Annotated in this window: 18 protein-coding genes; 7 read left to right on the top strand and 11 right to left on the bottom strand. The window is 39.5% G+C overall.

Annotated elements, in window-relative coordinates:
• Window positions 1–14: 14 nt before the first annotated feature.
• Both ppk1 and mtgA read right to left on the bottom strand, forming a co-directional pair.
• On the bottom strand, window positions 15–2,090 hold the full coding sequence (gene ppk1, locus AVJ19_RS05245; protein WP_111858728.1) for a polyphosphate kinase 1: 2,076 nt from the start codon (window positions 2,088–2,090) through the stop codon (window positions 15–17).
• 126 nt (window positions 2,091–2,216) lie between these two features.
• Window positions 2,217–2,891 carry a monofunctional biosynthetic peptidoglycan transglycosylase gene (gene mtgA / locus AVJ19_RS05240; protein ID WP_111858727.1) on the bottom strand — a complete coding sequence of 225 codons (675 nt, stop codon included), beginning with the start codon at window positions 2,889–2,891 and terminating at the stop codon, window positions 2,217–2,219.
• A 75-nt stretch (window positions 2,892–2,966) separates the two neighbouring features.
• On the opposite strand from mtgA, the gene AVJ19_RS05235 reads away from it, so the two are divergent.
• Window positions 2,967–3,776 carry a rhomboid family intramembrane serine protease gene (locus tag AVJ19_RS05235; protein ID WP_111858726.1) on the top strand — a complete coding sequence of 270 codons (810 nt, stop codon included), beginning with the start codon at window positions 2,967–2,969 and terminating at the stop codon, window positions 3,774–3,776.
• Window positions 3,777–3,851: 75 nt separating this feature from the next.
• Here AVJ19_RS05235 and AVJ19_RS05230 read toward each other — a convergent pair whose 3' ends face one another.
• Together AVJ19_RS05230 and AVJ19_RS05225 are read right to left on the bottom strand one after the other, a co-directional pair.
• Window positions 3,852–6,359 (bottom strand): ABC transporter permease, encoded by a 2,508-nt coding sequence (locus AVJ19_RS05230; protein WP_111858725.1) that lies wholly within the window; start codon window positions 6,357–6,359, stop codon window positions 3,852–3,854.
• Window positions 6,356–7,087 (bottom strand): ABC transporter ATP-binding protein, encoded by a 732-nt coding sequence (locus tag AVJ19_RS05225; protein ID WP_111858724.1) that lies wholly within the window; start codon window positions 7,085–7,087, stop codon window positions 6,356–6,358. The genes AVJ19_RS05230 and AVJ19_RS05225 overlap by 4 nt, the downstream gene beginning before the upstream one ends.
• Window positions 7,088–7,103: 16 nt before the next feature.
• Here AVJ19_RS05225 and AVJ19_RS05220 point away from each other — a divergent pair, with 16 nt between their 5' ends.
• Window positions 7,104–7,748, top strand: coding sequence for an arylesterase (locus AVJ19_RS05220; RefSeq protein WP_111858777.1), 645 nt, complete (start codon window positions 7,104–7,106; stop codon window positions 7,746–7,748).
• 444 nt (window positions 7,749–8,192) lie between these two features.
• On the opposite strand, the gene thrH is transcribed toward AVJ19_RS05220, so the two are convergent.
• A complete protein-coding gene (thrH, locus tag AVJ19_RS05215; protein WP_068973431.1) occupies window positions 8,193–8,810 on the bottom strand; it encodes a bifunctional phosphoserine phosphatase/homoserine phosphotransferase ThrH in 618 nt (205 codons plus the stop codon).
• Between the two features lie 353 nt (window positions 8,811–9,163).
• Here thrH and AVJ19_RS05210 point away from each other — a divergent pair, with 353 nt between their 5' ends.
• Together AVJ19_RS05210 and AVJ19_RS05205 are read left to right on the top strand one after the other, a co-directional pair.
• A complete protein-coding gene (locus tag AVJ19_RS05210) occupies window positions 9,164–9,898 on the top strand; it encodes a phosphoadenylyl-sulfate reductase (protein ID WP_111858723.1) in 735 nt (244 codons plus the stop codon).
• Between the two features lie 172 nt (window positions 9,899–10,070).
• Window positions 10,071–11,462, top strand: coding sequence for a WS/DGAT/MGAT family O-acyltransferase (locus tag AVJ19_RS05205; RefSeq protein WP_111858722.1), 1,392 nt, complete (start codon window positions 10,071–10,073; stop codon window positions 11,460–11,462).
• Between the two features lie 63 nt (window positions 11,463–11,525).
• Here the strand turns inward: AVJ19_RS05205 and AVJ19_RS22180 are convergent, their stop codons facing one another.
• The 6 genes from AVJ19_RS22180 to AVJ19_RS05180 form a co-directional block, all read right to left on the bottom strand.
• Entirely contained in the window at window positions 11,526–11,699 is a 174-nt protein-coding gene (locus AVJ19_RS22180; RefSeq protein WP_171334162.1) for a PA1571 family protein, read from the bottom strand.
• A gap of 128 nt (window positions 11,700–11,827) precedes the next feature.
• Window positions 11,828–13,282, bottom strand: coding sequence for a ribonuclease G (gene rng, locus AVJ19_RS05200; protein ID WP_111858721.1), 1,455 nt, complete (start codon window positions 13,280–13,282; stop codon window positions 11,828–11,830).
• Between the two features lie 39 nt (window positions 13,283–13,321).
• Entirely contained in the window at window positions 13,322–13,888 is a 567-nt protein-coding gene (locus AVJ19_RS05195; protein ID WP_111858720.1) for a Maf family nucleotide pyrophosphatase, read from the bottom strand.
• Complete coding sequence (gene mreD / locus AVJ19_RS05190; RefSeq protein WP_111858719.1) at window positions 13,876–14,373, bottom strand: rod shape-determining protein MreD; 498 nt, start codon at window positions 14,371–14,373, stop codon at window positions 13,876–13,878. Before mreD ends, AVJ19_RS05195 begins: the two co-directional genes overlap by 13 nt.
• Complete coding sequence (mreC, locus tag AVJ19_RS05185) at window positions 14,360–15,217, bottom strand: rod shape-determining protein MreC (protein ID WP_111858718.1); 858 nt, start codon at window positions 15,215–15,217, stop codon at window positions 14,360–14,362. The genes mreD and mreC overlap by 14 nt, the downstream gene beginning before the upstream one ends.
• A gap of 31 nt (window positions 15,218–15,248) precedes the next feature.
• Entirely contained in the window at window positions 15,249–16,289 is a 1,041-nt protein-coding gene (locus tag AVJ19_RS05180) for a rod shape-determining protein (RefSeq protein WP_111858717.1), read from the bottom strand.
• Between the two features lie 134 nt (window positions 16,290–16,423).
• Between AVJ19_RS05180 and gatC the strand changes: the two genes are divergently transcribed.
• The 3 genes from gatC to gatB are packed head-to-tail and all read left to right on the top strand — an operon-like array spanning window position 16,424 to window position 19,743.
• Window positions 16,424–16,738, top strand: coding sequence for an Asp-tRNA(Asn)/Glu-tRNA(Gln) amidotransferase subunit GatC (gene gatC / locus AVJ19_RS05175; RefSeq protein ID WP_111858716.1), 315 nt, complete (start codon window positions 16,424–16,426; stop codon window positions 16,736–16,738).
• A gap of 51 nt (window positions 16,739–16,789) precedes the next feature.
• Entirely contained in the window at window positions 16,790–18,268 is a 1,479-nt protein-coding gene (gene gatA, locus AVJ19_RS05170) for an Asp-tRNA(Asn)/Glu-tRNA(Gln) amidotransferase subunit GatA (RefSeq protein ID WP_111858715.1), read from the top strand.
• Window positions 18,268–19,743, top strand: a complete 1,476-nt coding sequence (gene gatB, locus AVJ19_RS05165) for an Asp-tRNA(Asn)/Glu-tRNA(Gln) amidotransferase subunit GatB (protein ID WP_111858714.1) — start codon at window positions 18,268–18,270, stop codon at window positions 19,741–19,743. The genes gatA and gatB overlap by 1 nt, the downstream gene beginning before the upstream one ends.
• Window positions 19,744–19,778 lie beyond the last annotated feature (35 nt).

Raw genomic sequence — 19,778 nt, 5'->3', positions numbered from 1 at the left:
GCTTCATATTAATTTTATTTAAATGCTTCAATTAAAACACGTTGTGCATTATGCAATTCTTCACCTTCTTTCGGCTCAGCACGCACCCAAGTGCCATCACCTTGCAATAACCAAGCTTGTTGATTATCTTGTAAATAATTTAATAAACCTTGTTGATAAATACGTTTTTTCAACGCAGGATCTTCGATCGGAAAACATACTTCAACACGATTAAATAAGTTACGATCCATCCAATCTGCACTTGAACAATAAATACGTGCATCACCATGATTACTAAAATAATAAACACGAGTATGTTCTAAGAAACGTCCTACAATCGAACGCACACGAATATTTTCCGAAAGATTTGGCAAACCTGGGCGTAAACAACAAATTGAACGAATAATCAAATCAATTTGTACACCAGCTTGTGATGCTTCGTAGAGTTTATTAATCAATTGTACTTCAGTAAGTGCATTTACCTTGACAATAATTTGTGCAGCTTTACCTGCTTTGGCATTGGCGATTTCATCATCAATAAATGCTAAAAGCTGCGCATGTAAAGTAAATGGTGCGTGGAGAAGTTTTTTCAGCTTCGCCATTTTCCCCATACCAGTCAGCTCTTGGAAAATACGATGCACATCTTCACATAACTCTTTGTCTGTGGTCATCAAACCATAATCCGTGTAGATACGTGCATTGGTCGCATGATAATTTCCTGTTCCCAAATGCACATAACGGACTAACTTATTGTTTTCACGGCGTACCACCAAAATCATTTTGGCATGCGTTTTATAACCCACAATACCGTACACCACGACAGCACCCGCTTCTTGTAAAACATTGGCTACTGCAATATTTGATTCTTCATCAAAACGAGCACGCAGCTCAATTACAGCCGTGACTTCTTTACCATTACGTGCAGCTTCAGCAAGCACTTGCACGATTTCTGAGTCTGCACCACTACGATACAAGGTTTGTTTGATTGCTAAGACTTGCGGATCACGTGCAGCTTCACGCAACAAGTTAATAACGGGCGCAAATGATTCAAACGGATGATGTAAAAGAATGTCCTGTTTTTGCATCGCAGCAAAAATATTTTCGGTCTTTTTCAATACTTTGGGAATCGCAGGCACATGTGAATCATAACGCATGTGTGGACGTTTAAAATTCGACACCAAGCGTGCCAAATTGACAGGTCCATCAACTTTGTAAAGCTGTTCTTTTTCTAAATCAAACTCATCTAACAAATATTCATAGATGTGCTGTGGGCAATTTTCTGTCACTTCTAAGCGTACAGCACGCCCAAAACGGCGTGAACTCAATTCACCTTTTAATGCAATCGCAAGGTCTTCAACATCTTCATTCAATGCCAAATCAGCATTTCGGGTCACACGGAATTGGTAACAACCTGTTGCAGTCATACCAGGAAACAAGTCAGATACATGCTCATGAATGATCGCAGATAACATGACAAAATGTTCTTTTCCACCTGTTAACTCATCAGGCAAACGTACAACACGTGGTAATGAACGTGGTGCAGGCACAACCGCAAGGTCGATTTGACGACCAAAAGCATCCTTACCCTCCAAAGTCACAATAAAGTTGAGGCTTTTATTGACTAAACGTGGAAATGGATGTGCTGGATCAAGGCTAATCGGTGTTAAAACAGGTGCTACTTGTTCTTGGAAATATTTTTTAATCCACGCAGACTGTGCTGGTGTTAACTCACCACGGCGTAAAAAACAAATATCTTCTTCACGTAATTTTGGAAAAATTTCTTCATTTAAAATACGGTATTGGCGCTCAATAGCAGCATGCGCTGTCTTTGAAATAGAGTCTAAAACTTGTTTTGGGGTTAAACCATCTGGGCTACGGCTTTCATTACCTAACGCCAACTGCTCCATCACACCCGCAACACGGATTTCAAAAAACTCATCCATATTACGTGAAAAGATTAGTAAAAAATTCATCCGATCTAAAATCGGATGTAAAGGATCAACCGCTTGTTCTAAAACACGTAAATGGAAGTCTAAAATAGACAATTCACGATTGATATAGCGTTCATTATAAGTATATTCAATGGGTGTATTATTTACTGTGGTACTCATGCAAATTTGCCTGCATTTAAAAAATCTTTCTCTTAGTATGCTTCAATTTTGTGACAATTTCATAAAAAAAAGTGCATCACCTGCACTTTTTCTAAATAAATTCATCGGTTTTACAGTACTTAAAAATTATTCTGGAATACGTGTAGAACGCATATATTTCAAAATTAAACCTTTACGATATTGCACTTTGCGATCATCAGGATGTTGTTGATAATATTTAGGATTAGTCAAAATCGCTGCCAAAAAAGCCGCTTGTTCACGGCTCAAACTTTTAGCACTTTTACCATAATAATGCTGTGTCGCCGCTTCAATACCATAGATATGATCACCAAACTCAACCGAGTTCATATACACTTCTAAAATGCGCTGCTTCGACCACATACGCTCCATCATAATCGTAGCAATGGTTTCCTGACCTTTACGGATATAAGAACGGCGATTATAGAAGAATAAATTTTTTGCCAATTGCTGAGAAATGGTTGAGCCACCCGCCACCACTTTTTCTTTTTTCATATTCCGTTCAAGTGCATACTCAATACCATCCCAATCAAAACCATGATGATCAACAAATTTAGCATCTTCCGCAGCGACAATCGCATGTTTGAAATAATCACTGATCTCATCATAATCACGCCATTGATGTTTGATCGGTTCAAAATCTGAAAAATAAGTCCATCGCATAAACATCGTGGTTTCTACAGGATGACTACGCCAATAGACCAAGCTTGAAAAAATCCACAATTGAATCAGAATAAGAATACTGACAATGATTAACAAAGTACGAACAATAAAGGCTTTCATGTCAGTTTGTTACTCCTGAATTTTTTAAAATTCATGCTAAGCTTAAATACATAATAATGCACAGAATATAATGTTATGTCAGAAATGCAACCACCTTTCCAAGTCCAACCACGACAAGCCATGGGTAAAATTACCTTGATGTTAATCGTCATTAATGTCGGCTTATTTGCTTGGCAAATTCTTTCAGGTGTCGACATTCGCAACCCCAGTATGAGGGATGCATTACTTTGGGGTGCAGATTATGCACCTTTAACTTTTCTAGAAGAACCATTTCGTTTATTTAGCAGCATGTTTTTTCACTTTGGCTTGATGCACTTAGGCTTTAACATGTGGGCACTTTATTCTTTTGGCAATATCGCAGAAGAAACCTTTGGTAAATTTTATTATTTAGGTTTATATCTGCTTGCTGGTTTGATGGGAAGTTTGCTCAGTGGTTATATCGACATTCAAAATGCCTATACCTTTTTGCAAACTCATGATCAAAGCTTAGTTCCTCGTATCTCCGCAGGAGCATCAGGTGCAGTCATGGGAATCGGCGGCGCTCTCACGTTATTATCACTCTTTCCACCAACACCACAGCAACGTTATATTTTTGATAAAAAATCCCTACTCACTATTTTAGCAATTAACCTTGCATTTGGTTTCTTCACTCAAGGCATCAACAATGCTGCCCATATCGGTGGCATGATCATGGGTGCAGCATTGGCATTTGTGTGGTATTTAACACAGCGCAATAAAGCTAATCCGATGATCAATATTGTCATTTTGATCATAGGTGCTGTTGTAACTTATCTGATCTACTTATATTTACAGACATTGATTCAACCACTTACACCTTTATGGAAAGATGCAGCAATACAAATACGAAACCAATTAAATCTTTAAGCTTAAGTTTTTTAAAATATTTTTCAACAAAAAAAGCCAATGTCTTTTGCATTGGCTTTCATTTTTACAAATGTATTAATTCATTTCTCGCAAACTCTGCAACGGTGGAATATCACTTAAATAACTTAAACGATAACGCCCAATCAATGCACAAACGATGGTCATTAAAATCGGTAGCATCACCCAAATTTGCCAATGCGGTTGGATCAACATATCCATACGATAACTGGCGATTGCACTGATAATTTCGGCAAAGAAACACGAAACAATCCCTGCGATAAAACCAATAAAACCAATTTCCATGGTAAGCATATTTTTCAATTGTGCTTTGGTGCTGCCAAATGAACGTAACAATGCAACCTCTCGTTTGCGCTCATCTAAAAGTAGATTAATACATGCCACCAACACCAAAATACCCGAAATTGTTACCAACACTGCAAGTACAGTAATGATTTGCACCAAGACATTCACCAAACGTTTGATCTCATCCATAATCACAGATACATCAATAAAAACTGTATTGCTAAATTGTTGAATGATTTTCACCAATTGGCTTTTCTGTTCAGGCGCTACATAAAAACTACCGAGGAAACTACCCGCATTTTCATCCAAGGTATTCGGTGCAAAAATAAAGAAAAAATTTGGGCTAAAACTTTGCCATTCTACACTACGTAAATTAGTCACTTGAGCATCAAACTGTCCTTCAGGCAAACTAAAAGTTAAGCGATCACCAATTTTAATCGCCAAGTCTTGCGCAAGCTTGGCTTCAATAGAGACACCACCCGCTTTTAATTGTTTTTGCCCCTCAACAATGACATTGTCTTTTGGATAATGATCCGCTTGTGTCAGATTTAACTCTCGTCTTAAAGAATTATTCTTTTCAACCAATGCTTTGGGAAATGCTTGTCCATTTTTCGCAACCAAGCGTCCACGTACATTTGGATATAATGGCGTTGATGTCCATTTATTTGCTGCAATTTGTTGCTTAAAATCTGCAACATCTTGTGGTGGCAAACCATAAATAAATTGGTTCGGTGTACCCACAGGTAATTGCTGCTGCCAACGCTCTAAAATATCTGTTCGCAGCACACTCAATACCGTGATTAAACTGAGTCCCAATGCCAAAGCAGTAATCTGAATCGCAGTCTGTGCAGGAATGCGTACATAACTCGACCAGCGATTTTTAAGCGATTTTATTACTTTTAAAATCGCATAAATCACACCAAATAACACAGCACTGAGCACAATGATTGAGCCAATCACCACACTAGTCAACACAAGATTTTCAGTCAATACCAGACTAAAAATCACCAAGCTACACAAACCTGTCACAAACATCCACAACAATGAACTTTTCGATTGTTCTTGTTGACGAATCACCCGAATCGGTGGCGTTCGTAGCAGTTGCCATAAACTTGGCAAAATAAAACCAAATAACACAATCGCACTGGTAAAAATCGCAATGGGTAAAGGACCAAATAGCATGCTAACAACCGAGAATTGCAACTCTAGCGATGGAATCAATTGCAACATCAGTTGTAACAATCCATAACCAAGCAACATGCCCAAAATACTTCCCACCAGCATTGAAATCACAATAATCACTGCAAGCAATGCCATAAAGGTTTGGAAAATTTGCTTTTTACTCGCTCCCATACAACGCATCAAAGCAATATAATCTTGATTTTGTTGCACATAACGTTGACTGGTTAAAGCAATTGCTAAACCACAAAGCAAAATCGTCATGATATTTGCCAATTGTAAAAAGGTATCTAGATTTTCAATCGGTTTAATTAAACGGGTATTACCATCATTGGCGTTGCGAAGTTTTAAATCGGATGCAGCCGCAATATCTTGTTCTGCTAAATTTTCTTGTGCGCTTGAGCTTTGCTGTAAAGTTTCTAAACGTTGCTGTTGTTTATCTTGAAAAGCTTGAAAAATTTGCTCATAACGCTGCGTTTGTGCTTTCTCACCTGCAAGCAATAAACGATACTCGATACGGCTACCCACTTGAATCGCATTGGTTTTAGCAACGTCAGCTTGCGAAATAATCACGGTTGGTGAAAATTCTGAGAATCCTAACTCCTGATTATAATCATGTTCAATCTTGCCTGTAACTTTGAATTTTCCATCCGCAATTTGAATATTGTCGCCAATATTCACCTTGAGTAAATCCATCGCACGTGGGCTTAGCCACACTTGTCCTGACTGTAAATATTGTGCTTGTGGCTGAATGCGTAACTCACCACGCAAAGGGAATGTCTGATCAATGGCTTTGACATTGACCATAACAAATTGTTCATCGGTAGATGCCATTGTGCCAAATAGTGTGACATGTGATTGTTTTAACTCAAGTTGTTCTGCCTGTTTGATCCATGATGTTGTAATCGGTGCATTATCACTAAGCACCAAATCCGCAGCTTGCATTTTCGCTGCTTGTAAAGACACAGCATCTTGCACTTGTTCATTACTAAACTTCAAAGCAGTTGTCGCACTGATCGCAATACTTAATGCAACAATTAATAAATAAATCCCTGTTGTACCGAAACTCTGTCGAAACAACGGCTTAAATAATGCCATCATGCCGACACCTCAGTATGCTCAATCAATCGCCCTTCTTTGAGTTCAAAATGTCGTTGGCACTGTGCTGCAAGTTTTGGATCATGTGTCACCAACACCAAAGTTGTACCTAATTCACGATTTAATTCAAATAATAATTGTTCAATTTCTTGTGCTGTATGCCCATCCAAATTACCTGTCGGTTCATCAGCAAAAATGATTTTTGGCTCAGAAATGAGCGCCCGTGCAATAGCTACACGTTGTTGTTCGCCACCTGATAAAACTTTGGGTGTTTGTGTACTTTGTCGCTCCAAGCCCACTCGTTGTAATAATTTTAAGGCTTTCTGTTCAGCATCAGCGTAAACAAAATTGGCTTGTAAACGCAAAGGTAACATCACATTTTCAAGCGCTGATAAATGTGGTAAGAGTTGAAAGGACTGAAATACAAATCCAATATGTTTTAAGCGCACCAAAGCCCGTTGTTCTTCACCTAAATCATGTACAGCTTCACCACAAATGGATAATTTTCCAGAGCTAGCTTGATCTAAAGTTGCCAATATGCCTAATAAAGTCGACTTTCCTGAGCCTGAACGCCCTGTAATCGCCACCTGTTGCCCAGCCAAAATATCCAAATTCAAATTTTCAAAAATCGTTAAAGTTTGATGGGGCAATTGAATACTTTGTGTAAGTTGCTGTGCAGAAATAATTGCTTGTGGCATGATAAAAGTCGAATCAGGCGAAACCGAAGACATGGCAAAGAAACCCTATATGCAAACTAAAAATTTAATTCAGTTTAAAAAAATTCAAAAAATAAGTGCGTGCTTATTTTTTAGCACGATCTGCCTACTACCTGTTAGTAGTTTTGCAAAAACCGTGATGATTTTGGGAGACAGTTTAAGTGCAGGTTATGGCATCAACCCACAGCAAGGTTGGGTGAATTTATTACAATTACGCCTGAATCAAGACTTTCCCAAACAACATAAAGTGGTGAATGCCAGTGTCAGTGGAGAAACCACCAGTGGTGCGTTGGCTCGTTTGCCTAAATTATTGCAGACCCATAAGCCGAATATCGTTGTCATCGAACTGGGTGGAAATGATGGCTTACGTGGTCAGCCACCGCAAATGATTCAAAAGAATTTGGCGCAAATGATTCAACAAAGCCAAAAAAGCAAAGCCACTGTGGTTTTATTGGGAATGAAAATTCCACCCAATTATGGCACTGCCTACAGCACAGCATTTGAAAATAATTACAAAGTTTTAAGTCAGCAATATAAAGTGAAAATATATCCATTTTTTATGAATGGCATCGCTGGACATCCAAATTTAATGCAAAAGGATTTAATCCATCCCAATGCAACCGCACAGAAAATTTTATTGAATAATGTTTATCCGTTGATTAAAGGGGCATTGTAAGCAAACTCATTCTCTAATTTTCTTATTAACTGATGTAACGCAGTAACATAAAAATTTGTTTCTCGTTAAAACTGGATACGCGTTAACGTCATCCGCAACGTGTTTGAGGCAGGACTACTCCTAATCACATATGTTTCTGCGATGCATGCAATAGTTTGACGGAAGTGGACGAGTTTTGCGGATGACAATGGTTTGGGTACTTTTGCCGAAACAAAAGTACCTCGAGCCGAAGGCTAATCCCTAAATCAAAACTTTAGATGCAAGACTCCGCCGAGAAGCATTAATAAAATTTGAAAAATAAAGTATTCATTTTTCAAATACGTAACATCAATAATTAATTTACTATTATGGAAATACTAAACAATATTCTTTAAATACTTTAACATCAAAAAAAATCAACAACACAAAAAAAGACGCCTCAGCGCCTTTTCTCACCATCCAAGCTTAAGCTGGAATGTCACGTACAGAAGCATTACGAATCGCCTCTTTCAACGCTGCATAACCATGAATCGGTGGGAATTGAGGGAATTCACGAATCACATTTTCAGGCGCATCAAACAAGAAACCTTTGTCAGCTTCACCCAACATCGTGGTATCGTTATACGAATCACCTGCTGCAATCACGCGATAATTCAAACCATGAAGTGCTTTCACAGCTTCACGCTTTTGATCAGGCTGACGCAATTTATACGCAGTAATCATGCCATTTTCATCAGTTTCTAACTTGTGACAGAAAATTGTTGGCCAACCCAGTTGTTGCATCAAAGGATGAGCAAATTCATAGAAAGTGTCAGAAAGAATGATTAATTGGAAATGTGTACGCACCCATTCCACAAATTCTTTTGCACCTTCAAAAGGTCCCATGTCTGCAATCACAGCTTGAATATCATTTAAACCTAAACCATGTTGTTTTAAGATATTTAAACGCTGAGTCATCAACACATCGTAGTCTGGAATATCACGAGTTGTTGCTTCTAATTCTTTGATCCCTGTTTTTTTAGCAAAATTGATCCAGATTTCTGGAACCAAAACACCCTCAAGATCAAGACATACGATTTCCATGGGTTCTCCCAAATGTTAGTTGTAAATTTTGGCGTATCATAGCATTAAAGTTTAAAAAAAATGCTGAAAGATTTTGATACTTCAGCAAATGAAAACTTATCAATGTGAATTTCGACCCTGTTTAAATCTTTTTAATTCATAAGTATTTTCATAAATCTGCTAAGAAGCATATTTTATTTACTTTAAAATAGTATGACATTCAAAAGCATTTATACATACAAAGTCGTATTGGCTTATTTTTCGCCAAAATGCTTAAATTTACAGATCTTTTGAGAATTAATTTTTTTAAATACTTTTTAAGTGTTAACGACTTTTAAGTAAACCTAGCTTCAAGCTATAGCCAGAGGCAACAAATGACTGTTATTCCGACAATTGATCAAGTAGATGCACTTGCAGCAGAATATGCTGATAAATCCCCTTCTGAAATTTTAGAGCTAGCACTTTCTCAACAAGGTGAAATTGCGATTTCATTTTCTGGTGCAGAAGATGTGGTGCTGATCGATATGGCACACAATCTCGGTAAGCCCTTTCGAGTATTCAGTTTGGATACGGGGCGTTTGCATGCTGAAACATATCAATTCCTTGAAACTGTACGTAAACATTATGGCATTCAGATTGAAATCTGTTTTCCAGAATCTGATGCCGTACAAAAGTTGGTGAATGAAAAAGGCTTATTCAGTTTTTATCAAGATGACCATAAAGAATGTTGTGGCATTCGTAAAGTTCAACCTCTACGCAAAAAACTCGCTACTTTAGATGGTTGGATTACGGGTCAACGTAAAGATCAAAGTCCTGGTACTCGTACAGAAATTCCTGTAATTCAAGCTGATGTTGGTTTTTCTGGTGAAGGCAAACAATTGATTAAGTATAATCCATTGGCAAATTGGTCAAGCGCTGAAGTCTGGAGTTACATCCGCATGATGGAAGTTCCATTCAACCCTTTACATGAAAAAGGTTTTATTTCAATCGGCTGCGAACCTTGTACTCGTCCTGTACTACCAAATCAACATGAACGTGAAGGTCGTTGGTGGTGGGAAGAAGCTACACATAAAGAATGTGGTTTACACGCAGGCAACCTTAAAAAATAATTCAAAAAAAGCCACTGATATTCAGTGGCTTTTTTGTAAACCGACCATTCACTATATTTTTCGCCATTCTGTTTTATTTCACTTTATACTAAAATCAGATGCATAATTCTAAAAAATCAGCGCTCAAATCATCTGAGTCGTTGTTGTTTTTGCAGTGAGGCAAATCATTATCATGCGACCATTACACCCTCTTGATTTTATTTTTCTAAATCTAGAAAAGCGCCAACAACCGATGCATGTTGGAGGATTATTTTTATTTCAAATCCCTGATGATGCACCATCTACTTTTATCCAAGACCTCGTTGCGGACATACGTAACTCAAAATCAATTCCTGTCCCTCCTTTTAACAATCGCTTAAACGGTCTGTTTTGGGATGAGGATGAAGAGTTTGATATTGACCACCATTTTCGTCATATCGCACTCCCTCATCCAGGTAGAATACGTGAATTATTGGTTTACATTTCACAAGAACATAGTGCTTTAATTGATCGAGCAAAGCCACTATGGACTTGTCATATCATCGAAGGGATTGAAGGCAATCGTTTTGCGATGTATTTCAAGATCCATCATGCCATGATCGATGGTGTAGCTGGTATGCGTTTATTAGAAAAATCATTCTCTAAAGATGAAAATTCTAAAACCATTATTCCGCCTTGGTGTGTGGAAGGAAAACGTGCTAAACGTTTGAAAGAACCTAAAGCAAGTAAAATCAAAAATATTTTGGCAACCATCAAAGGGCAAATCGAAGTGACACCGAAAGTCACTCAAGAGCTGTTCCAAACGATTTTTAAAGAAATTGGTAAAAACCCTGATTATGTCTCAAGCTTCCAAGCACCAAGCAGCATTTTTAATCAACGAGTCAGCTCATCTCGTCGTTTTGCAGCACAATCCTTTGAATTAGATCGTTTCCGCATCATCTCCAAAGCTTTAAATGTCACCATTAATGATGTTGTTTTAGCTGTATGTTCAGGTGCATTACGTGAATATTTAACCAGTCAAAATTCTTTACCTAGAAAACCCTTGATTGCAATGGTACCAGCTTCATTACGTGATGATGATTCGGATGTCAGCAACCGTATTACCATGATTTTGGCAAATTTAGGTACACATAAAGATGAGCCTTTGGAACGTTTAGAGATCATTAAGCGTAGTGTGCAAAATGCGAAAAATCGTTTTAAACGTATGAATGCCAATCAAATTTTAAACTATAGCGCCTTTGTATATGGTCCTGCAGGTTTAAATATTGCTTCAGGAATGTTACCAAAACGCCAAGCATTTAACGTGATTATTTCCAATGTACCTGGTCCACGGGAACCATTATATTGGAATGGTGCCAAACTCGATGCACTCTACCCTGCTTCGATTGTATTAGATGGGCAAGCCCTCAATATTACTATGACCAGTTATTTAGATAAATTGGAAGTGGGTTTAACAGGTTGCCGCCGCACTCTGCCAAAAATGCAAAATCTTTTAACTCATTTAGAAGTTGAAATTCAGCGTTTTGAAAAATTGATTGCAGAAAAAGTACATGTGGAAGATATTGCCAAGTCCGAGTCTGCTTAAGATTTACAATTTTAAAATTATTTTTCTTGTGAAGAATAAATTAAGGGGCGATTAAATTGCCCCTTAATTTTTAATATTACGACATTGTTTGAGCAATTGATGACACATTGTCACCACCATATCTTTGGTAATGTTCACTTCTTTGCCATTTTCATCCAACATCACACAGGTATTCTTTGGTTGGCTGTCCAACACATGTTGAAGATTACGTGTGATAATTTTTTCACTTACAGTCATTTTAACCTCACTTGCTAAGACTCAAACAAGAGTCTGTGGCTACTTGCTATGTTGAGTATTGTGAAATTAATCTGCTAGAAAGTAAATTGCCAGTTGTAACAAGTGTTTAACGACATCCTGTTACAAATTTAGCTCAAAATGATATCATATTGCTCTTGCGTGTATAAATTTTCAACTTGAAACTTAATCACACGATGAATGAAATGCTCTAAATCCGCCACAGCAGGGGCTTCTGCTGTTAATAAGCGATCAATCACGGATGGATGTGCCACCACAGTAAAGCCACTTTGCGACTCAAAAGCACGTGCATATCTTAGAATTTCTCGAAAAATTTCGTAACACACTGTCTCAGCTGTTTTAACATAACCGCGACCTTGACAAGTTGGGCAAGATTCACACAGTAAATGCTCTAAAGACTCACGGGTACGTTTACGCGTCATTTCTACCAAACCAAGCTCAGACACTTGGGTAATCTTGGTTTTAGCATGATCACGCTCTAACATTTTATCAAAATGTTGCATAACGGCTTCACGATGCTCCGCCTCTTGCATATCAATAAAATCGATAATGATGATGCCACCTAAGTTACGTAAGCGTAATTGCCGTGCAATGACTTGCGTAGCCTCCATATTGGTTTTGAACACAGTATCTTCTAGTGTACGCCCACCAACATAAGAACCTGTATTGACATCAATGGTTGTCATGGCTTCTGTCTGATCAATCATCAGATAACCGCCAGACTTGAGTGCTACACGGGTTTGTAGTGCCTTTTGGATGTCTTCTTCAACATTATATAAATCAAATAATGGACGCTCACCTGGATAATGCAGCAAGTGCTGTTCCATATTGGGAACAAATTCTTTGACAAAATCTTGTAATTTGCTGTGAATTTCACGTGAATCCACATAAATTTTCGCAGTATTTTCATTTGCCAAATCACGGATTACACGTTGTGGTAATGGCAATTCTTCAAAGATCAAAGACGGTACAGCAATGGCTTTTTGTTTACGTTGAATGTATTCCCAAAGTTTCACCAAATAGCACATGTCTTGTGCAATTGATGCTTCATCAATCCCATCTGCTGCTGTACGTACAATCACCGAACCTGGTAATTTATGCTCACCTTGAATACGTTCAATAATAGAGCGCAAACGATCTCTTTCTTCTTCTGATTCAATTCGTTGCGATACTCCAATATGACTTCCATACGGCATCAGCACCAAATAACGAGAAGGAATGGAAAGATCAGTGCTGAGGCGCGCACCTTTAGTACCCAACATATCTTTCATGACTTGTACAGTCAGAATTTGCCCAGGTTGTAACAGTTCAAAAACATTAGGTGTTGGCTGATTTTTTTGCCACACCATATCATTAATATGTAAAAATGCTGTACGAGAAAGTCCTATATCCACAAACGCGGCTTGCATTCCGGGCAAAACACGCACCACTTTCCCTTTGTAAATATTGCCTACAAGACCACGCTTTACTGTACGCTCAACAAATAACTCATTGACCGTGCCATTTTGGATTAGCGCCACCCGACATTCCATAGGTGTGACGTTAATCAATAACTCGTCAGACATAATAAAACTCAAAACATTATAAAAATTCTTTTGGAGTGGTTAATTTAATGCCTTAACCGCTTTTAATAACTGTACCGTCTCATGTAAAGGTAGCCCCACAACATTACTATAACTGCCCTCAATTCGAGTGACATATTGTGCAGCAATCCCTTGAATGGCATAAGCACCGGCTTTACCTAGAGGTTCCCCTGTTGCCCAATAACGTTCCATATCATCTAGGCTTAATTTTTGAAACTCAACACGAGTTCTTACTACTTTAGTTTGGCAACTTACTGCTGTTGCAACACATATACCTGTTAAAACCTCATGTACTTGCTCAGACAATAATGACCAAATTTCAAAAGCATGTTGTTTCGATTCAGGTTTTCCAATAATTTGATCATTGAACACCAAACTTGTATCTGCTGCAAGCACCGTGGCATGTGGTCGACGAATCAGGACGGTTTGCGCCTTGGTTTCAGCCAAGCGACATACATAATCTGTTATGCTTTCATTGACCAGAACAGTTTCATCAATGTCTGGGCTTAAAATTTCAAATGTTAAACCCAGCTGTTGTAATAATTCTCTGCGTCTAGGTGAACTAGATGCCAATATTAAATTCGCCATCTTTTCAACACATAATACAAAATTGGCCAGCTCAAAATACTTGAAACTAAAGGTTGCCAATGTCGAGTTAAAGAAAAGTTTATACCAAACATGGTTTGCGCTAACAAAGTAAAGACCAAATGAGCAATCACTGCTAGTGTAATAATCACCCATAAATTATTAAAGGTCAGTACACGTCTCTCACGAATAAAATAGCGCGTCATAAATGCCAGTACAACATAACTAAGGGCATTCATACCTAATGGTGCATCAAGCAATAAATCGGTAAATAAACCCATAGCGAATGCAAACCAGACACCACACCATGTTGGCTGACACAATACCCAAAACAAGGTAATCAGCAACATAAACAATGGTCGCCAACTTGCAATGCCATAAGATAATGGATATACCACTAAAATCGAAGCAATGACCACTGATAAAACAATGACAATGAACGGATCTTGACGTTGACGTTCTGAAGGTAATTTTTTAGCGATCAACATGAGGCTGCTCCATCGCTAAAGAGTCTGAGAATAATACCACGACATGGTGACCACCCGCCAATTGTGCAGCAGGTGCAACATCAATACTGGCAAACTCACCTGAATTATGACGCATCACTTTCGATACTGTACCCACCAAATAACCCGCAGGGAAATGCTGTCCTAGACCCGAACTATATACCTTATCACCCACTTTGATATTGGCACTAGTTGGGACATATTCCATTTTCAAACGCCCCAAATCACCTGTACCCGTCACAATCGCACGCATACCTGAGCGCTCTAAACGTACAGACAGCGAGTGTTCTTTGTCAGATAACAACATGATACGGCTACTGTGTGGATAGACATCAATTATCTGCCCCATGATGCCTTTATCATCTAGTACTGTTTGTCCAACACGAAGTTGGCTCGATGAACCTCGGTTAATAATGATAATATGACGTAACGGATCAGCATCAGTGCCAATCACTTCTGCAATTTCCATGCGCCCATCAATAATCAATGGCGTATCTAACAAACCACGCAAACGGGTATTTTCTGCAGAAAGCTCAGACAATTTTTGTAGACGCACTTGTGCCTGAAGCAATTCTGCTTGCATCGCAGTATTTTCCCGACGCAATTGTGCTTCAGACTTGGTTTGCTGATTGAGCCATTCTTTCGATAATACAGGATAGCTTGCAAGTGCATAAATGGGGTTATATGCCGCATACAAGACATCTCTTGCAGGTTGAATCACATGTGGCATACGCCAGTTAAAAAACAGCACAACCAAACATGTAATCACCGCAATGATGAATGAACGAAAAGATGGCGGTTGTCTTGAAAAGAGATTCGGTTGCACCGCCTCGTCCTTAAACTTAGTCTACAGAAGATTAGCCTACAAAAAGCATATCATGGTTTGGATTGTCAAAGAATTCTAGGACTTTTCCACCACCGCGTGTGACACATGTTAAAGGATCTTCTGCAACGACCACTGGTAAACCTGTTTCTTTTGCCAGTAACTTATCTAGATTGCGTAATAATGCACCACCACCTGTCAAGACAATACCACGTTCTGCAATATCCGAAGACAATTCAGGTGGTGTTTGCTCAAGTGCTGATTTCACAGCAGAGACGATACTTTGTAATGGATCAGCAATGGCTTGACTAATTTCATCAGAAGTCACAGTAATCGCACGAGGTACACCTTCTGCCAAATTACGACCACGCACTTCAATTTCTAAAGATTTTTCCTCAGGAATCGCCATGCCGACTTCTTTCTTAATGATTTCAGCCGTAGTTTCACCAATCACACAACCATGTGCTTTACGAACATAGTTAATGATTTGTTCATCAAATACATCGCCGCCAATACGTAAAGAATCTGCGTACACACAACCTTGTAAAGAAATAATCGCTATTTCAGTGGTACCACCACCAACATCGACAACCATTGAACCACAAGCTTGTTCTACAGGCATGCCTGCACCAATCGCAGCAGCCATTGGCTCTTCGATCAAACGTACATCACGTGCACCTGCATTAAATACAGCTTCACGGATCGCACGGCGCTCAACCAAGGTGGATTTGCATGGAACACATACAACTACACGCGGTGCAGGTGGAAATAAACGTTTTTCGTGCACTTTACCAATAAATTGATTTAACATGGTTTCAGTGACTTCAAAATCTGCAATTACGCCATCTTTCATCGGACGGATCGCAGAAATGTTTGCAGGGGTACGGCCTAGCATCTGCTTAGCATCTAAGCCTACAGCTGCTACAATTTTTTGTGAACCACTGTGGCGAATTGCCACAACTGTCGGTTCATTTAATATAATGCCCCGTCCTGGCGCATAAATAAGTGTATTAGCAGTACCTAAATCAATGGCAAGATCTGGCGAAAACAAGCCAATTAGTCGTTTTAGAATCACGGGTCGTTCTCAGTTAAACTTTAGTATGGACGCAAGATGGCAACTTTAACTAAATGTGATGCTTTGGACAAGTCAATCGCTTATTATAACGCACGATATTTTAACTTTTTTTAAAACTGATTAGGTGAGACATCATGTCAACTTCAGATGCTCAGCATTCTGCGGACTTAAATGCGCAAACTGTAACGCAAATTGCAAAACTTGCCCGATTGTCGCTTGATGACGCGCAATCTGCTGAATATGCACAGAGTTTAAATAAAATTCTTGGGATGATGGAAACGCTGAAAGGCATTGATACTGAGGGTGTTGAGCCACTTAAGAGCCCATTTGACAACCCACAGCCTTTGCGTGAAGACATCGTAACTGAAAACAATCATCGTGAAGAATATCAAGCCATCGCGCCTGCTGTTCAGGACGGTTTGTACCTCGTCCCACGTGTGATCGAATAAATTTTATTCAGTTAAATCTATTTTCCAAATTAATCGTAAAGAATTGTTCCCATGACTGATTTACATCGCTTATCTATTCGTGAAATGGCTGAAGGCTTAAAAAGCACACAGTTTTCATCTCGTGAATTGACACAACATTATTTAGACCGTATCGCAAAAATTGACCAACAGGTGAAATCTTACGTTACGGTGACCCCTGAGCAAGCACTGATCCAAGCCGATGCTGCTGATGCTGCCTTAAAATCAGGTCAAGCAACTGCACTGACCGGTGTTCCTCTCGCCCATAAAGATATTTTCTGTACCCAAGGCATTAAAACCACTGCGGGTTCAAAAATGTTGGATAACTTCATTTCTCCATACGATGCCACTGTGGTTGCGAAAACCAAAGCAGCAGGTTTGGTGACTTTAGGTAAGGTCAACATGGATGAGTTTGCCATGGGCTCAACCTCTGAAAGCTCGTACTTTGGCGCAACTAAAAACCCTTGGAACTTAGACTGTGTACCGGGTGGTTCATCAGGCGGTTCTGCGGCAGCGGTTGCAGCAGATCTTGCACCTTTTGCAACAGGTACAGATACAGGTGGTTCGATTCGTCAACCTGCATCATTCTGTGGCTTAACAGGCTTAAAACCCACCTATGGTCGTGTATCCCGTTTTGGGATGATTGCCTATGCATCATCACTTGACCAAGGTGGTCCAATGGCACGTTCAGCAGAAGACTGTGCGTATCTGATGAATGTCATGGCAGGTCATGACTCAAAAGATTCAACCTCAGTCAATAAAGATACTGATGATTATCTTGCGAATTTAAATAGCACTGCGGTCAAAGGCTTACGCATTGGTATTCCAAAGCAATACTTCAATGTGCAAGGTTTGGATGCAGATGTTAAAGCACGTGTTGAAGAGTCTTTGAAAAAGTTAGAAGAGATGGGGGCAACTTTGGTTGAGATCGACCTCAACATGACCGATGCCTATGTGCCAACTTATTACCTGATCGCACCTGCGGAAGCATCTTCAAACTTACAGCGTTATGACGGTGTGCGTTATGGTTATCGTGCTGAAAATCCAACGGATATTTTAGACCTGTATAACCGTTCACGTTCAGAAGGTTTTGGTGCAGAAGTACAACGCCGTATCTTGATCGGTACATACGCACTCTCTGCAGGTTATTACGATGCTTATTATGTCAAAGCACAAAAAGTACGTCGTTTGATTCAACAAGACTTCTTAAAAGCATTTGAAAATGTTGATGTGATTGCTGCGCCATCTGCACCAACCACAGCTTATAAAATCGGTGCGTCTTTAGATCCTGTAGAAATGTACTTAGGTGACATTTACACCATCGCTGTGAACTTGGCAGGCTTACCTGCAATCAACGCCCCTGTTGGTTTTGATGCAAACAACTTACCTGTAGGCTTACAGTTGATCGGAAATTATTGGTCAGAATCTCAATTGTTGTCGATTGTTCATCAATATCAACAAGCAACAGATTGGCATACCAAACGTGCGGCAATTGCGGAGGAGAATGCATAATGGCTCAGAACAACACAAAACCTAAATCATTACTCATTGATGGTTGGGAAGTCGTGATCGGGATCGAAATCCATACGCAACTTGCAACCAATTCTAAAATTTTCTCAGGTTCTTCAACCACTTTCGGTCAAGACCCAAATACGCAAGCCAGCCTTGTTGATTTGGCGATGCCGGGTGTATTGCCTGTACTGAATAAAGAAGTGGTTGATCTTGCGATTCGCTTTGGTTTGGGGATTGATGCGTACATCGACCAAGCTTCTGTATTTGCACGTAAAAACTATTTTTACCCTGATTCTCCGAAAGGCTACCAAATCAGCCAAATGGACAATCCAATCGTGGGCTTAGGTCATATCGACATTCAACTTGAAGACGGCACCGTAAAACGCATAGGCGTGACTCGTGCGCACCTTGAGGAAGATGCTGGTAAATCTATTCACGATCAGTTTGAAGGTCAATCGGGCATCGACTTAAACCGTGCAGGTACACCTTTGCTTGAAATCGTGTCTGAACCTGATATGCGTTCAGTGGAAGAAGCGGTTGCCTATATCAAAGCCATTCACACTTTAGTGCGTTGGTTGGGTATTTCTGACGGTAACATGGCAGAAGGTTCGTTCCGTGCTGACTGTAACGTGTCTTTACGCCGCCCGGGTCAACCTTTTGGTACGCGTTGTGAGTTGAAAAACTTGAACTCATTCCGTTTCATTGAACAAGCGATCAATGTTGAAATTGATCGCCAAATGAATATTTTGGAAGATGGTGATACAGTCGACCAAGAAACACGTTTATTCGATCCTGTGAAAATGGAAACACGTTCAATGCGTTCGAAAGAAGAAGCGAACGATTACCGTTATTTCCCTGATCCTGACTTGTTGCCTGTGATCATTTCGGATACGCAAATTGCGGAAGCTAAAGCCAATCTGCCTGAGTTACCTGCTGCTCGCCGTGAGCGTTTCGTGGCTGACTTTGGCGTAACTGAGTATGACGCACACGTTCTTACACTTACTCGTGAAATGTCTGAATTTTATGAAGATGTGGTCAAAGCTGCGGGCGGTGCTGCTCAAGGTAAAGTGTCTGCAAACTGGGTGATGGGTGAGTTTTCAGGTGCTTTAAATAAAGCAAGTTTGGAACTTCAGGACTCGCCTGTTTCAGCTGAAAAGCTGGGTGGTATGGTTGCTCGTATTGTCGATAACACCATTAACGGTAAGATTGCGAAACAAGTATTCGGCTTTATGTGGGATGAAGGCAAATCTGCGGACGAAATTATTGCGGAAAAAGGCTTGAAACAGGAAACTGATACAGGTGCGATTGAAGCAATTATTAAGGATGTACTTGCAGCCAACGAGAAGATGGTTGAAGAGTATAAGTCTGGTAAAGACAAAGCCTTTAACGGTCTTGTTGGTCAGGTGATGAAGGCAGCTAAAGGTAAAGCCAACCCAGCACAAGTAAATGAATTGATGAAAAAATTGATTGGTTGATTTGTTCGCTAATTAATTGATTTTATGTTATAAAG

Source organism: Acinetobacter sp. CFCC 10889, from assembly GCF_003268395.1.
Classification (GTDB): Bacteria; Pseudomonadota; Gammaproteobacteria; order Pseudomonadales; family Moraxellaceae; genus Acinetobacter.
This window is presented reverse-complemented; position numbering and strand designations above follow the sequence as displayed.

Coding starts and splice junctions, on each gene's coding strand:
- AVJ19_RS05225 (WP_111858724.1), bottom strand. CDS start 7,087: ATGTCTTCGGTTTCGCCTGATTCGACTTTTATCATGCCACAAGCAATT.
- gatC (WP_111858716.1), top strand. CDS start 16,424: ATGTCAACTTCAGATGCTCAGCATTCTGCGGACTTAAATGCGCAAACT.
- AVJ19_RS05230 (WP_111858725.1), bottom strand. CDS start 6,359: ATGATGGCATTATTTAAGCCGTTGTTTCGACAGAGTTTCGGTACAACA.
- AVJ19_RS05210 (WP_111858723.1), top strand. CDS start 9,164: ATGACTGTTATTCCGACAATTGATCAAGTAGATGCACTTGCAGCAGAA.
- rng (WP_111858721.1), bottom strand. CDS start 13,282: ATGTCTGACGAGTTATTGATTAACGTCACACCTATGGAATGTCGGGTG.
- mtgA (WP_111858727.1), bottom strand. CDS start 2,891: ATGAAAGCCTTTATTGTTCGTACTTTGTTAATCATTGTCAGTATTCTT.
- AVJ19_RS05220 (WP_111858777.1), top strand. CDS start 7,104: ATGCAAACTAAAAATTTAATTCAGTTTAAAAAAATTCAAAAAATAAGT.
- AVJ19_RS05235 (WP_111858726.1), top strand. CDS start 2,967: ATGTCAGAAATGCAACCACCTTTCCAAGTCCAACCACGACAAGCCATG.
- ppk1 (WP_111858728.1), bottom strand. CDS start 2,090: ATGAGTACCACAGTAAATAATACACCCATTGAATATACTTATAATGAA.
- mreD (WP_111858719.1), bottom strand. CDS start 14,373: ATGTTGATCGCTAAAAAATTACCTTCAGAACGTCAACGTCAAGATCCG.
- AVJ19_RS05195 (WP_111858720.1), bottom strand. CDS start 13,888: ATGGCGAATTTAATATTGGCATCTAGTTCACCTAGACGCAGAGAATTA.
- AVJ19_RS05205 (WP_111858722.1), top strand. CDS start 10,071: ATGCGACCATTACACCCTCTTGATTTTATTTTTCTAAATCTAGAAAAG.
- thrH (WP_068973431.1), bottom strand. CDS start 8,810: ATGGAAATCGTATGTCTTGATCTTGAGGGTGTTTTGGTTCCAGAAATC.
- gatA (WP_111858715.1), top strand. CDS start 16,790: ATGACTGATTTACATCGCTTATCTATTCGTGAAATGGCTGAAGGCTTA.
- gatB (WP_111858714.1), top strand. CDS start 18,268: ATGGCTCAGAACAACACAAAACCTAAATCATTACTCATTGATGGTTGG.
- AVJ19_RS22180 (WP_171334162.1), bottom strand. CDS start 11,699: ATGACTGTAAGTGAAAAAATTATCACACGTAATCTTCAACATGTGTTG.